The sequence below is a fragment of the Capnocytophaga haemolytica genome (genome assembly GCF_001553545.1).
Lineage (GTDB): Bacteria > Bacteroidota > Bacteroidia > Flavobacteriales > Flavobacteriaceae > Capnocytophaga > Capnocytophaga haemolytica.
This window is the reverse complement of sequence record NZ_CP014227.1, coordinates 231,796-246,450: the sequence shown is the minus strand read 5'-3', so window position 1 is coordinate 246,450 and position 14,655 is coordinate 231,796. Positions and strand designations below refer to the sequence as shown.

Annotated in this window: 13 protein-coding genes; 9 read left to right on the top strand and 4 right to left on the bottom strand. The window is 46.9% G+C overall.

Translation table 11 applies throughout. From position 1 onward, the window contains the following. Positions 1-29: 29 nt before the first annotated feature. A complete protein-coding gene (locus AXF12_RS01125) occupies positions 30-1,631 on the bottom strand; it encodes an L-lactate permease (RefSeq protein WP_066427828.1) in 1,602 nt (533 codons plus the stop codon). 659 nt (positions 1,632-2,290) lie between these two features. On the opposite strand from AXF12_RS01125, the gene AXF12_RS01120 reads away from it, so the two are divergent. After that, positions 2,291-3,724, top strand: coding sequence for a lipopolysaccharide biosynthesis protein (locus AXF12_RS01120; RefSeq protein WP_066431662.1), 1,434 nt, complete (start codon positions 2,291-2,293; stop codon positions 3,722-3,724). A 77-nt stretch (positions 3,725-3,801) separates the two neighbouring features. Here the strand turns inward: AXF12_RS01120 and ybeY are convergent, their stop codons facing one another. Together ybeY and AXF12_RS01110 are read right to left on the bottom strand one after the other, a co-directional pair. Then, complete coding sequence (gene ybeY, locus AXF12_RS01115; RefSeq protein WP_066427827.1) at positions 3,802-4,218, bottom strand: rRNA maturation RNase YbeY; 417 nt, start codon at positions 4,216-4,218, stop codon at positions 3,802-3,804. Positions 4,219-4,224: 6 nt separating this feature from the next. Beyond that, on the bottom strand, positions 4,225-4,431 hold the full coding sequence (locus tag AXF12_RS01110) for a YgaP family membrane protein (protein WP_066427826.1): 207 nt from the start codon (positions 4,429-4,431) through the stop codon (positions 4,225-4,227). A gap of 288 nt (positions 4,432-4,719) precedes the next feature. Here AXF12_RS01110 and AXF12_RS01105 point away from each other — a divergent pair, with 288 nt between their 5' ends. The 8 genes from AXF12_RS01105 to AXF12_RS01070 all read left to right on the top strand — a co-directional run bounded on the left by AXF12_RS01105 (position 4,720) and on the right by AXF12_RS01070 (position 13,310). Continuing rightward, positions 4,720-5,700 (top strand): polyprenyl synthetase family protein, encoded by a 981-nt coding sequence (locus tag AXF12_RS01105; RefSeq protein ID WP_066427825.1) that lies wholly within the window; start codon positions 4,720-4,722, stop codon positions 5,698-5,700. A gap of 257 nt (positions 5,701-5,957) precedes the next feature. Next, positions 5,958-6,599, top strand: coding sequence for an HmuY family protein (locus tag AXF12_RS01100; protein WP_066427824.1), 642 nt, complete (start codon positions 5,958-5,960; stop codon positions 6,597-6,599). A gap of 44 nt (positions 6,600-6,643) precedes the next feature. After that, positions 6,644-7,843, top strand: a complete 1,200-nt coding sequence (locus AXF12_RS01095) for an HmuY family protein (protein WP_074860856.1) — start codon at positions 6,644-6,646, stop codon at positions 7,841-7,843. Then, on the top strand, positions 7,843-8,532 hold the full coding sequence (locus AXF12_RS01090) for an HmuY family protein (protein WP_317045036.1): 690 nt from the start codon (positions 7,843-7,845) through the stop codon (positions 8,530-8,532). Before AXF12_RS01095 ends, AXF12_RS01090 begins: the two co-directional genes overlap by 1 nt. A gap of 81 nt (positions 8,533-8,613) precedes the next feature. Next, a complete protein-coding gene (locus AXF12_RS01085; RefSeq protein WP_066427822.1) occupies positions 8,614-10,572 on the top strand; it encodes a TonB-dependent receptor plug domain-containing protein in 1,959 nt (652 codons plus the stop codon). Between the two features lie 230 nt (positions 10,573-10,802). After that, positions 10,803-12,320: a F0F1 ATP synthase subunit beta gene (gene atpD, locus AXF12_RS01080; protein ID WP_066427821.1), complete on the top strand. Its 1,518-nt coding sequence runs from the start codon at positions 10,803-10,805 to the stop codon at positions 12,318-12,320. Positions 12,321-12,331: 11 nt separating this feature from the next. Beyond that, positions 12,332-12,616 (top strand): F0F1 ATP synthase subunit epsilon, encoded by a 285-nt coding sequence (locus tag AXF12_RS01075; protein ID WP_066427820.1) that lies wholly within the window; start codon positions 12,332-12,334, stop codon positions 12,614-12,616. A gap of 70 nt (positions 12,617-12,686) precedes the next feature. After that, positions 12,687-13,310: a ribonuclease HII gene (locus AXF12_RS01070; protein WP_066427818.1), complete on the top strand. Its 624-nt coding sequence runs from the start codon at positions 12,687-12,689 to the stop codon at positions 13,308-13,310. 81 nt (positions 13,311-13,391) lie between these two features. Here the strand turns inward: AXF12_RS01070 and AXF12_RS01065 are convergent, their stop codons facing one another. Next, positions 13,392-14,654 carry a murein hydrolase activator EnvC family protein gene (locus AXF12_RS01065; protein ID WP_066427816.1) on the bottom strand — a complete coding sequence of 421 codons (1,263 nt, stop codon included), beginning with the start codon at positions 14,652-14,654 and terminating at the stop codon, positions 13,392-13,394. Between the last annotated feature and the right edge of the window lies 1 nt (position 14,655).

The window sequence follows — 14,655 nt, the reverse complement described above, 5'->3', positions numbered from 1 at the left end:
TTTAGCAGGTGTTTTTTTAGTATAGCTATCTAAAACAGTAGCATTACTAAATATGCCCCCACAGCGGCGATAATGCCATAGAGGAACATTGGGAAGGCGGTCTTCTTGATGATGGTGCCTTCGGCTTTGTCGATGCCCAGCACTGAGCATACGGCAACGATGTTGTTGATACACACCATATTCCCCATAGCGCCTCCGATGGATTGCAGGGCTAAGATTAGAGGTATTGAAAGCCCTGTGGCTTGTGCTACGGAGTACTGTACCGCCCCAAAGGTGAGGTTTGACACGGTGTTCGAGCCTGAGAAGAAAGCGCCCACCGCGCCGAGGTAAGAAGCAAAGGGCGTCCAGAACGAACCTGTAGCGCTCGCCAAGCCGCGTCCGATGGTTTGCACCATTGAGCTTTCGCCTCCAATGAGCATCACGTTTACCATAATCAAGGCGCCTACTAAGGCGAGGAAAGGCTTCTGCACTTGCTTAAAACTCGAAGAGAAGATACCCCCTACACTTTTCTTTGAAAGGGCAAAGACAGGGATAGAGAGCAGCACCGTCACCACAAAAGGGATGAGCGCAGGCACATAAAGTAGCTTATAGCTTGCCTGTTCGCCTGTTTGGAAGATATTCGTAAGGGAGAAGATGAGTCCTTTGGAGATGTGATAATCACCCAGATAGCCTAAGTGTAGGTGAAAAACCTCAGTAGGGTCGTTGAGCATTGCCTTAAAAGGGAGTTGCTGAATGCGCGTAAGCACTAAGATGACAATTAGCGAGGCAGTAGGGAAAAGCGCTTTGGTCAGTTCGCCCGCCTTTACCTTCTCGTGCTCAGGCTGCTCCTCGGTGGTTTTCTCTAAGCCGATGCCTTTATTAGCCACCCATACGGAGATTGCCAAGCCGATGGCACCGCCTACCAGTGCAGGAAATTCGTAGTTGAACCAAGCCACTGCCACGTAAGGGATGGTGCAGGCGAGGATGCTGATATAGATAAAGCCGAGGTTCTTTTTGATTTTCTGCCAAGGGACGATCACTCGTAGGGCTAAGAGTGGAATGATAAAGGCCGCAAGGAAGTGTATCAGAGCGCTGATCTGCCCTATCTGCGAAAGCTCGCCGTCGCTGATCAGCTTCTTATCAATCAGGCTGCTAAAGCCGAACCACGTAGGGGTGCCCACTGCCCCGAATGATACTGGTACGGAGTTCATCACCAAGGCGAGAACAGCTACCTGCAAGGGTTTGAAGCCCAAGCCTACTAAGATAGGCGCTGCGATCGCCGCAGGGGTGCCAAAGCCACTGGCACCTTCGATCATAAAGGCAAAAGCCCACCCTATGATCATCAGTTGGGCGACAGGGTTGGGGTTAATATTGCCCAACCAACGGCGTAGTACATCCATCGCGCCGGAGATTTCCATCATACGGTTGAAGAGCACTGCCCCAAAGATGACTGTAATGGGGGTCATCACTGAGAACATCGCCGATACGATGTTGGCGTTGAGCACGATAAACGAGCCGTCGAAGTACGTCAGCTGAATGATGTATACCAGCCCAGCGATTAGCGGTAGGGCTACGTATGAGGGGTAAGCATTGCGTTTTACCATTAGGTAAATCAACAAAACAATAGGGAGGATGCTTAAAAAAAGTGCCATATTCGTTAATTATTAAGTTTTCGTTTAGGCTGCAAAAATAGCGCTAATTTTCAAATGCGCAAACTTTTCGAAAGAAAATCCCATAATTTAACGTTTGTTAATAATTGCTTTCCGCCCCCTCAGTGGTAAAGTGAGGCTACACAGCCCTTTTTGGATAGGAGAAAAATGGGAAGGAGAGGTGTATTGAGAGGGTGTTTTTAACATATTCTCATCGAAATGGCTCTACAATTGAAGAATATGCAATACCTAATAGTGCCGAAATGCCCCCTTTTAGGGTAGGTAGAAGACCCGTAGTGCATCCGTATTGGTACCGTATTGCAACCGTAGTTGCTCTTACCTTTCTCTTAGGTTCTTCTTACCTTGAGGGGTTTGGGGTCAGGATTTAGTGGTTAGATTGTTGTAGGAAAATGTTGTGTTGCAGTATTGTTAAAAAGATGTGGCAAAGATACGAAATAATGTATAATGCACAATGTATAATGTATAATTTCTTTGAGAATACTTGTTAGGGTTGGTTGTATCTAAGTGATTATTAGTGGTGTAACGTGATGTATCGCTGGTGTATGAGAGGTGTTTACGTTAAGAAAATAGTGAAGATAGTGGTATTCTTTTTAAAAAGAGTTGTATATTTGCAGTTTGAAGGGCGGAAAGAGCCCTTGAGTATGCTCAGAAAGTTATTTAAAGATACGGTGATTTACGGGATAGCGACGGTGTTGCCAAGGGTGCTGACGCTGTTGCTCACGCGGCTGTATGTCAATAAGTTGGACACTGCTGCCTTTGGGGTATACTCGGGGTTGTACGTGTATCTCATTCTGGGTAATGTGGTGCTCTCCTACGGTATGGAGACGGCTTTTTTCCGCTTTATGAATAAGGGCGAGCGCAAGAGTGTGGTGCAGTCTACCGCACTTACTTCGCTCACGGTGAGCTCTTTGCTCTTTATGTTGCTGGCTTATGTGCTGCGCAATCCTATTGCTCGCTGGCTTGATTACGATGTGGAGTATATCGTCTTTGCAATCCTCATCTTGGTGCTCGACGCGTTGGTGGTTATCCCGTTTGCGTGGTTGCGCAACAAGGGGATGTCCAAATACTACGCACTGCTGCGCATCAGCAACGTAGCACTGAACTTGGGGCTGAACCTCTATTACTTTTCGGATGTGCAAGTGGGAGTGCCTTCTGCCCATACGGGGGTGTGGTACATCTTTATGGCGAATATGCTCGCCAGCCTCTCTACCTTGGTACTGGTGCTACCGATATACGTCAAGATACGCTTCTCGTTCGATGCGCGGCTCTGGCGTGAGATGATGATTTACGCCTTCCCTGTGCTCTTGGCGGGGATTGCCTTTGCGGTGAATGAGGGTTTTGACCGTGTGTTCCTGCGTATGCTACTGCCTGCCGAGACTGCCGATAGCACCATAGGGGTGTACTCCGCCTGCTATAAGATGGGCGTATTTATGAACCTCTTTGTTACGGCGTATAAACTTGGGGTAGAGCCTTTCTTCTTCAGCAATGCGCAGGACAAGAACGCCCCTAAGACCTATGCGCGCGTGACGGAGTATTTCATCATTGCAGGGGGCTTTATACTGCTGTTTATCACTGTGTTTACGGATTTATTCAAGCATATCTTAATCCCTAATAGCGACTATTGGGAAGCTCTGTGGATTGTGCCCGTGGTGCTCTTGGCAAACCTTTGTTTGGGTATTTACCACAGTCTTTCGGTATGGTACAAGGTAACCGACCGCACTACCTTTGGGGCGGTAATCTCACTGGTAGGTATGGCACTGACAGTGATTTTCAACTTTTTGCTGATCCCGCTTTTAAGCTACAAAGGGGCAGCATTGGCAACACTTATCACCTATATGGCAATGATGCTCATCTCGTACTACTATGGACAGAAGTATTACCCCATTCCGTATAAGAAGCGTAAGATAAAGTTCTTTTTGGGGATGAGTGTGTTCTTCTCGCTCATCGACTTTTATTTGTTAGGGAGAAATATCTACGTGGGGGTGGTCTTCCTTCTCATTTATGCTGTGTTGGGCAATGCTGCCATAGGAGGAATAAAGGCTATCAGAGGTCAGAGAGTAAAGAGTAGAGAGTAAAGAGAGGGGGCAGGGGTCAGCGATCAGTAGTATTTGGCTACTGATTGCTGACCTCTGCCCCCTGATTTCTTATCTTTTTATTCACTAAAAAGTTTTATTTTTTCTTCTTCTTTAAAGCGCATTTGGGTGCTGTCGGCGGGGGTTTTGTCTTTATAGCCGCAGAGGTGCAATATGCCGTGGGAGAGCACGCGCAGGAGTTCCTGCTCAAAGGGCACTCCGTAGTCGGTGGCATTCTCGCGCACGCGCTCTATGGAGATGTAGATATCGCTATGGAGGGTATCACCCTGGCAGTAATCAAAGGTGATGATGTCGGTAAGGGTGTCGTGGGCGAGGTACTGCACATTGATGCGGTGGAGGTAGTCGTCGTCGCAAAAGATGTAGTTAATGGCACCTACTTTGCGGTTTTCAGAAGTGGCGATAGCCTTTACCCAACGCTTGAGGGTGTTTTTTTTATAAGGCAAGGTGAAGTCGGTTTCGTTAAAAAAGCTAACCATAAGGCGTTATTCTTGTGTTTTATAGGTGCTGATGCCCAAGAGGCGGTAGAGTGGTGAGAAGTTGATAAGCACGGTTACCAACAGCAGAATTGAAATCATTGCCAAGGCTGAAGCAAGCCCCACGGGGAACTCGTTGAAGAGCCCTAAAACAGCGATTACTACGATGATAATCAGTCGGATGGTTTTGTCCTTTTTGCTTATATTTCTTTTCATATTAAAGTGTGTTTTTAAATTTTAGGGCAAAGATACAACTTTTTAATGAATAATGGATAATGTACAATGAATAATTTTTCAGCTTTAGATTGCGGGTAAAGATGCTATTGCAATGTGTGTTGGCAATAAAATTAATCGTTAATCATTGTACATTAATAATTATTACCTATCTTTGCGGCGGAAAGAATTAGTAATCACAGAAACCAGAGGTCAGTAATCAGAGATTAGAGGTATACGGATAGATTTGCTCACTGATTACTGATTCTTGACCCCTAATTTCTAAATAGAATGAAAATAACAGCCCAGATAAAAGCACCGATACGCGCTGAGATGGAGCTCTTTGAGCAGAAGTTTCTCTCGTCAATGGCTTCGAAAGTAGCTCTACTGAACCGTATTACTTATTACATTGTGAACCGCAAAGGCAAACAGATGCGCCCGATGTTCGTGTTTTTGGTGGCTAAGATGGTTTCAGGGGGGCGTATTGAGGAACGCACTTACCGCGGTGCCTCAGTCATTGAGTTGATACACACTGCCACCCTCGTACACGACGATGTGGTGGACGACAGCAACAAACGGCGCGGCTTCTTCTCCATCAACGCGCTGTGGAAAAACAAAATCGCCGTGCTTGTTGGTGATTACCTTCTTTCCAAGGGCTTACTACTCTCTATTGACAATGGTGATTTTGACCTGCTGCGTATCATCTCCGTGGCGGTACGTGAGATGAGCGAAGGCGAGCTGCTGCAAATAGAAAAGGCGCGGCGGTTAGACATCACCGAAGAGGTTTATTACGAGATTATCCGCCAGAAGACTGCTACGCTTATCGCTGCTTGCTGTGCGATGGGTGCCGCCTCCGTAGTGCTCGAAGAGGCTGAAACCATTGAGAAGATGCGCCTCTTTGGCGAGTACATCGGTATGGCTTTTCAGATTAAGGACGACCTCTTCGACTACACTGATGGGGCGATTGGCAAGCCTACGGGTATTGACATCAAGGAGCAAAAGATGACCCTACCGCTGATCTATACGCTCAACACTTGTACGGCTGAGGAAAAGAAATGGCTTATCAACTCAGTGAAGAACCACAATAAGGACAAGAAGCGCGTGCGTGAGGTGATCGCTTTTGTAAAGGCTCATAAAGGCTTGGATTACGCCAGCAAACGGATGCGCGACTACCAGCAGAAAGCCCTTGCCCTACTCACCGATTTCCCCGCTTCGGACTATAAAGATGCCCTTACCCTGATGGTCAATTACGTCATTGAGAGGGAGATATAGGTTTTAGAGAGTAGAGAGTAATGAGTAGAGAGTGATGAGTTCGGCGCGTTAGCAATTTACTCTCTGCTCTCTACTCATTACTCTCTGCTTTAATGCTCTTTTAAGAAGAATTTGTATTTTATTTCCATAGCTTAAAATGTTGATATAACAATAGTTAAAGTTCTGTGCTGAAAAATAGTTCGTCTTTTATTTGTAATAATTAAAAATAAAACAGTACCTTTGCGGCTCGAAAACTTAAGTATTGTAAAACAAAGTGTATGAGAAGAATTTTTATAGCTGTGATGGCTATTGGTGCTATGGTTGTGCTCAGCGGGTGTAGCAAGGATGATAGCCCAGAGCAGTCCACCGCTGGGATACAAGTGAAGAACTTAGATGCTGCTTCAAATGACGAGCAGATTTGGACGTATTTCTCTTTTGCCACAGGCAAGCTGGTTTCGCCTACGGGAGCTGTAGAAGAGAGCAAGGAGTGGGACATTGCCTTTCACCGTTTTTATATAAAGACTAACAGTGGCACCTCAGGCAAAGGCAACGTAGGGGTCGCTGCCACAGGGGTAAAGGACTTTGACGCAGTAACCAAAGCCCCTACACAAGGGTATGAAGCGGATAAAATGGTTACTGTGGAGACGCGTCCGGCTACGCCTGATACCGCCCCATCTAACGTCATTGTCTCGTCCAACCCTGTCATTACAGGTACTGTGGAGAGCAAAGACCCCAAAGGTTGGTACAACTACGTTCGTCCACAACAGGGTGAAACAACCCCTCACTTTAACATCACTAAGTACGTCTACGCAATCCGCACCTTAGAGGGCAAATACGTAAAAATACAACTGACGGATTACACCAACGACTACGGCACCTCGGGCTATATCAGTTTCCGTTATGCGTTTATTGAGCCCTAACCCGCTAATTGTTAAGAAACTAATTTAATTAAATAATTACCAATATGAAAATATGTTTATTATTACCCGCGCTTTTTGCAGGCGCAATGATGTTTACTGCTTGCAGTAAGGATGATGACAAACCGCTACCGCCTAACCTAGGAATAGTACAGCCAGAGGCTCAAGATAAAGGCAATGGTGTAAAAGAAGTGCAATACTTCAACGCTGAAAACGATTGGGCTTATTTCTCATTTGAAAGCGGCAAAGCCGTACAAGTGGATAACCCACGCACCAGCGGTGAGAATTGGGATATTGCACTCAAACGCGAATATCTGAAAACCAATGGTGGTAAGTCGGGGGTAGGCAATGCAGAGGTAGTCAATACCAATGAAACTGATTTTGCTAAGGTAACCAAATACCCCGCAGAAGGCTATGTAAAGGATGTGGAAGAGACTGTTAAATCAAAACGCCCAGGTGCACCAGATGAAACCTTCTCCCATAACAAAACTTTTGATGCGTGGTATGACTACGATGTGAAGACTCACATCCTCACTTCAAAGAAGGAAGTGTATGTAGTGAAGACTGCCAAAGGCAAGTATGTAAAGTTCCAAATCACTGATTATTACAACGCCACTAAGAAGGGAGCTTATTACACCTTCCAATACAAGGAGCTTACAGAAGCAGCCCCTGTAGACCCTAAAACTACTGTAAACCTTGATTTTGCAGGTACAACAGCTAAGGAAATAACCCTTGATGCTACAAAAGATTGGGTGTATTTCTCTTTGAAAGAAGGCAAAGTGGTAAGCCCTACAACCCCAGAGAAAAGCACTGATTGGGATATTGCTTTTTATCTTTATGGAGTAAAGACCAATGGGGGTGAGTCCGGCACTGGCAAAGGCGGTGTAATAGAAACAGGGTCTACGGACTTTGACACAGTTACTCAAACAACTATAACAAACTTTGTTACAGATAAAGATGGTAGTTTAGTGATAAGTTATAGACCTTATAAAGACGTTAAAGCAAAACTTTCACCTCTTATGAGTGGCTATGCAGGTCAGGGAATTGTAAATATTAATCCTAACAATATGCAGGTTTATGGACCTAACAATGTGTATGGACCCACTAAAAATGTATATGTGATCAGAACTGCTGATGGCACCTACGCAAAGGTGCAGGTAATAGAGTTTTACAAGAAAGAAGGAGATAAGTATTTACCTTTCTTCCCTAAACTAAGATATCAGTTGAGTAACACAAAAGCTAATTAATGATGAAGATAAGACTCTTAACCATAGCCTTGGTAGTAGGGGCACTGATGCTCAGCTCGTGTGCTAAGGACACAATGACAAAAAGTGAGAAAAAGCATCAGGTAGAGATCACTGGTACCCCTTATGAACTTGTAAAAGCAAAGAACCTCGTTGTGGGTGAGCAAGATTGGGTCTACTTTTCCTTTGAGAAAGCTACGCCTGTCGATCCCGCTGACCCAGCCAAGAGTACCGATTGGGATGTGGCTTTCTTTGCCTATTATATGAAGACTAATGGCGGTATTTCAGGACCAGGCAAAGGAGGAGTGTTATCATCTACTACCGTTACCACTTCATTCGATGAGGTGAAGAAAGCCCCCGCCGAAGGCTATGTCAATGATGTAAAAGAGAGAATGGCTTACGGGATGTATCCTAACTTGAGCTATCGGGACGACAGCGTTTCGCCTATACTATCAGGTGATTTCGCTGACAATAAAGACGTAGCAAAAGGTATCGTATGGCTTAACCCTGGCAATATGGCATCAAACGGGGGTAAGTGGCCAAGCGTTTATGCCCCCACTTATTTCGTCTACATCATCCGTACTGCCGCTGGCAAGTACGTTAAGTTCCAAGTTACTGACTTCTACAATGACAAAGCCGAAGCAGGCGCTCCTTCATTCCAGTACAAGCTCAGTGATGATGGTACATTCTAAATTAAATAACTTATCCATAAATAGAATTGCTGTGCTGCAAAGTGCATAGCAATTCTATTTTTTATATATACATAATTCTTTATGCTTAGAAAAACAATCGCTTTAACACTATGCCTCTGTGGGGTGATCTCATTTGCACAACGCAACAAAGAAAAAGACTCTATCAGGCAACTCGACGAGGTGGTAGTAACCGCCACCCGTGTGCCCAAAGCACTCAAGGACGTGCCCATCACCGTGCAAGTGGTTACCGCTGAGGATATCCGCAAATCGCATTCCATAGACTTCAAGTCATTTCTCGAAACAGAGTTTTCGGGTATTAACTTCACCTACAACGGCGGTATGCCCAACATCAATATGATGGGCTTTGACGGCAAGTACGTGCTCTTCCTCATCAACGGCGAGCGTATGGCAGGCGAAGCCTTTGACAACGTCGATTACGACCGCCTCAACCTCGACAATATCGAGCGCATTGAGGTGATCAAAGGGGCTGCTTCCTCCCTCTATGGCTCGAATGCCTTGGGCGGGGTGATCAACATCATTACTAAGAAAGTCCGCAAGCCCTTTGAGGGAAATGTAGGTTACGTCTACGACACTTCCGAAGGGCACAAAACAAACCTCACCGTGGGCACCAACCAAAAGTGGTTCGACCTCAGCGTTGCTTCCTTCTACAGAAAGCGCGACCCTTATGTAATAACTGATAAAGAGCCCTTAGTAGAGCGTTATGAAAATGGCACAATAAAAAGCCAATACTCCCTCAACAGTATGAACGTGGCGGGCTTCACCGTTTACAACGTTGAGCCTACGGTGCGACTCAAATTCAGCCCGAAAGCGGATATATCCATTACTCCCAACTACTATTTCAGCGAGCGCAAAGGCGGCGTTGAGGTTTCCGAAAAGCTCCGCGACCGCTATTACAACTACGGCGTACAAGGGAGCTCTAATATCGACTTGGGCGAGCGCAGCCACTTAGAACTCTCGGGCAGTTATGACCGTTACGACAAGTTCAACTACTACGTGATCCCCAAGGAACAAAAGAAAAAGTACCAAAACGTACTATGGCGCGGCGGGGCACAGTTCAACAGCGTGCTCTTCGGCAACAACGCTACCGTGCTGGGCATTGAAACCCAATCCGATGAACTTTTGGACAAGCGTTTCACCAATAGCACCGAACTCACACGGCAGCAAGCGCAGACCTATTCCGCCTTTTTGCAACAGGATATCGCCCTCACAGAGTCCCTATCCCTTGTGGCAGGCGCCCGCTATGACTATCACGACCTCTTCAAAGGCTTCCCTACCTATCGTCTCACCGCGATGTACCGCGTAGAGCCCTTTACCTTCCGCGGAGGCTATGCCTCAGGCTTCCGATCGCCTACCCTCAAGGAGCTTTACTCTAATTGGTTTCACCCTTGGGGCGGAGGCTTCCAAATAGTCGGTAATGAAAACCTCAAACCCGAGAAGAGCGACAACTTCACCTTCTCTGTCGATTACTCCTATGGCAAGTTCGACTTCACTGCCATCACCCAATACTCAAAGGTACACGACAAGATCGACAATACAGAAGAGAAGGATGCTAACGGCAAACTCGTAGCCATTAGGAAGCAAAACCTCAACGGCAATAGCACCATCGTTTCCTCAGAACTCTCGGCTACCTATCGCCCTTCAAAGAGTTTCCGACTAAAAGCCTCTTACGGTTATCACAATATGGATAGGCGTCGCAGCGAAATACGCCCCCATACGGTGACCTTCAAGGCTGAGTACATCCCCAAGCGCGAAGCCCTCTACATCCCTAATGTCATCGTTACGGGCAAATACGTCAGCGACACCAAGCTCTATTCAGAGGATACCGACAAAAAGCTCTATTACGCTGAATACGAAGGCTATAACGAAGTGCATTTACAGCTCTCCTCACGCCTGCCTTATCATTTTACCCTCTCCGCAGGGGTCAATAACGTTTTTGATTATACACCCAATGTTGTGGGCTTCTATTCCAGCATCACCCCAGGGCGCACCTACTACGTAGGGCTGAAGTGGATTTATTAATCCCAAACGGAGCGATAACGGATCTGTATCGGATAAAACCCCCACAGCAAGAGCAGAAAACCCCGTTAAGCGATAAAAATATAACCGTTTAATAGTAAATAAGTTACAAAAATATTTCATTTTTCACCTAAAAAAATCGCCTGAGAATTTGCTACGTCTCAAAAAAAGACCTACCTTTGCGAACTGTACAACTCATATCTTAGCATAAACAAGAAAACACAAGATTAATAATGTCTCAAAAAGGAAAAGTAGCACAAGTAATAGGTCCGGTAGTCGACGTAGTCTTCGCATCGGAAAAAGAGCTCCCTCGCATCTATGATTCACTCGAAATCACCCGTGCCGACGGCTCAAAACTCATATTAGAAGTCCAGTCACATATCGGTGAAGACGTCGTGCGTGCCATCTCAATGGACTCCACCGAAGGGCTCAGCCGCGACACCGAAGTGATTGCAACAGGTAGCCCTATCAAGATGCCCGTCGGGCACGACATCTACGGGCGCCTCTTCAACGTCATTGGCGACGGCGTCGATGGGCTCGGCAACCTCCCTAAGGATGGCGATAACGGCTTGCCTATCCACCGCGAAGCCCCTAAGTTCGAAGAGCTTTCCACTACTACCGAAGTGCTCTTCACAGGTATAAAGGTCATCGACTTGATCGAGCCTTACGCCAAAGGAGGTAAGATTGGGCTCTTCGGAGGTGCTGGGGTAGGCAAAACAGTCCTCATCCAAGAGCTGATTAATAACATTGCCAAAGGGCACGGTGGGCTCTCAGTATTCGCTGGGGTAGGTGAGCGTACCCGCGAAGGAAACGACCTATTGCGCGAAATGCTCGAGTCAGGCATCATCAAATACGGCGACGAATTCCTCCATTCAATGGAAGCAGGTGGCTGGGATCTGACCAAAGTAGATAGGGCAGCCCTCAAAGAATCAAAGGCTACCTTCGTGTTTGGGCAGATGAACGAGCCCCCTGGAGCCCGTGCTCGTGTAGCACTCTCAGGGCTTACCATCGCCGAGTACTTCCGCGACGGAGCAGGTGAAGGGCAGGGGAAAGACGTGCTCTTCTTCGTTGACAACATCTTCCGATTCACCCAAGCAGGCTCAGAAGTATCAGCATTGCTCGGGCGTATGCCATCAGCGGTGGGTTATCAGCCTACGTTAGCAACTGAGATGGGCGCAATGCAAGAGCGTATCACCTCTACTAAGCACGGCTCTATCACCTCAGTGCAAGCCGTGTACGTGCCTGCTGACGACCTTACCGACCCTGCACCAGCAACCACTTTCGCCCACTTGGATGCCACTACGGTGCTCTCTCGTAAGATTGCCGAACTCGGTATTTACCCAGCCGTAGATCCGCTCGACTCTACTTCGCGTATCCTTACTCCTGAAATTCTCGGAAAAGAGCATTACGAGTGTGCCCAACGCGTAAAAGAGCTGTTGCAGCACTACAAAGAATTGCAAGATATCATTGCCATCCTCGGTATGGAAGAGCTCTCTGAGGACGATAAAGTAGCTGTAGCACGTGCCCGCCGCGTACAGCGCTTCCTCTCACAGCCTTTCCACGTAGCCGAGCAGTTTACAGGGCTACCAGGGGCATTTGTAAGCATCGCCGATACTATCAAAGGATTTAATATGATCCTCGACGGTGAGCTCGACCACCTCCCAGAGGCTGCCTTTAACCTTAAAGGAACCATCGAACAAGCCATTGAGGCAGGTGAGAAAATGCTTGCCGAAGCTCAGAAATCCGCTTAATATTCGCACTTATGAAAGTAGAAATCGTTACACCCGAAATCCTTCTCTATAAGGGCGAAGCCTCTGCGCTGACTGTCCCTGGGGCAAATGGTGCCTTCCAGATGCTCGAAAACCACGCGGCGATCCTTTCAGTGCTTACCGCTGGCGAGATAAAACTCTTAGGGGATAACATCCAATTCAGTGAGAATGCCGCTAAGTACTTCACCCAAGGGGAGAAGAAAGGCGAGTACCTTCTCACTATAAAAGGCGGCACCTTAGAGTTCAACAATAATAAAGCTACTGTGTTAGTGGATTAGAAATAAGATTTGATTAAACAGAAAAGCAGCCATATCTCCAAGAGTATGACTGCTTTTTTATATCTGAACAATGAAAGACAAAGCCCACAAAACACCTTTACAGCTCTTTTACCACGCTGCAACAGAAGCAGGTACTGATGAAGCAGGGCGTGGCTGCTTGGCAGGTCCTGTAACTGCCGCCGCAGTGATTCTCCCTGCCGATTTCAACAATGAACTGCTAACGGATTCTAAGCAGCTCACCGAGCATCAGCGTGCCCTCTTGCGCCCCGTGATAGAGTGTGAGGCCGTGGCTTATGCAGTGGTGCATGTATTGCCAGCGGAGATCGATGAACTCAATATTCTCCGTGCCTCTATCACGGCAATGCACCGTGCTATTGCTGCCCTGAAAGTGCAACCTACTTTCATTGCTGTTGATGGTAATAAATTCGTAAAATACAAGGATATTCCGCACGCTTGTGTGGTAAAAGGCGATGGTAAGATACAAACCATCGCAGCAGCTTCGGTGCTGGCTAAAACCTACCGCGATGCTTATATGGAAGCCCTTGCTGCCGACTTCCCTATGTATCATTGGGAGCAGAACAAAGGCTACCCCACTGCCGATCATCGCGAAGCTATTAAGCAATACGGCAGCTGTGAGCACCACCGTAAGAGTTTTCAGCTACTACCCGTGGAGCAGCTTTCGCTTAATTTATAATGAATAATGGATAATGTATAGTGAGCACTGAGGTATGCTAACAATTATACATTATCCATTATTCATTGTGCGTTATAAAAACTACATCTTATGTATCCAAAATTCAGGATTGAGCCGTGTGGTATTCTTGTAGAGAAAGAATTTCATCTCGGTTTTACCACTGCTATCAGTGAAGATTTTTCCTAATGGTTCTTTGGTTTTCACCTTATCGCCTTTCTTTACGTAGACATCGGTGAGGTTATAGTAGATGGTGATATAATTCCCGTGGCGCACCTGTACCACTTTATTGCTTCCAGGGATCGACTGTATGGCAGATACCTCCCCTTCGAACACACAACGCGCCTCGCCACCGCGTTCCGTAGCGATGGTTACGCCGTTGTTATAGTGTTGCAGTTCGGGGTAGACAGGGTCGTAGTAAACGCCAAAGCCCTGCGCCTTATAGCCCTTTGCCACTGGCCATATCAAGTTGCCTTTGTTTGCCTCAAAGCTATCGGCGACCTTTTTTGTTTCAGGGGTAAGGACAAAGGCTACTTCGGCATCTGAGGAGGCTTTTGTAGAGGTCTTTCCGCCTGATTTAGCCGCCAAACGCGCCTGTTCACGCTTGTTCGCCTCGATGATTGCCAAGCGTATCAACCGCTGTATCTCACGATCGATGGCAGCAGCCTGCTTTTGTTTTTCCCGTATTTGCGCCGCGTAGCTACGCTCTTTCTCGCGAATACTCACCGCCAAGGCTTCGAGCTCTTTCTTCTCACCTTGTAAGGTTTGCTGCTCCTGACGCTGCTCAGCAAGCACGCGCGTCTTCTGGTCGCGCTGGGTGATGAGCGTATCGTTGATGAGCTTTATCTTCTCAGTCTTCTCATTGATGAGTGCTACCTGCTCTTTGCGGTAATTGACGTACTGCTTCATATACGAGAGCCGCTTATAGGCCTGTGCGAAGTTCTCAGAGGAGAAGAGAAACAGCAGTTTGTTCTGTGAGGACTTGCTCTTGTACGACTGCTTGATGGTCTTGGCGTACTCTTCTTTGTGGAACTCCAATTCTTTCTTCAGGGTGCGCATTTGCTCCTCGTTATCTGCAATTTCTTTTGCCAAAAGATTAGCTTGTTGCTGTCCTAATTGGATTAGGCGGGTGCGCATCTGTATCTTCTCATTGGCTACTTCTATCTGTTGGAGGGTGCTCTGGTGCTGCTTGGTCTGTTCGGAGCGCAGGGCTGACATCTGCTTGATTTGCTCAAGCAGTGCCCGCTTGCGTTGCTCCAATTCCTTCTGCTTGGTCTGTGCTGATAGCATCAGTGGGATCAGCAGTAGTGTGCAGAGTAGCCTTATGTGTTGCGCTTTTATCTTCATA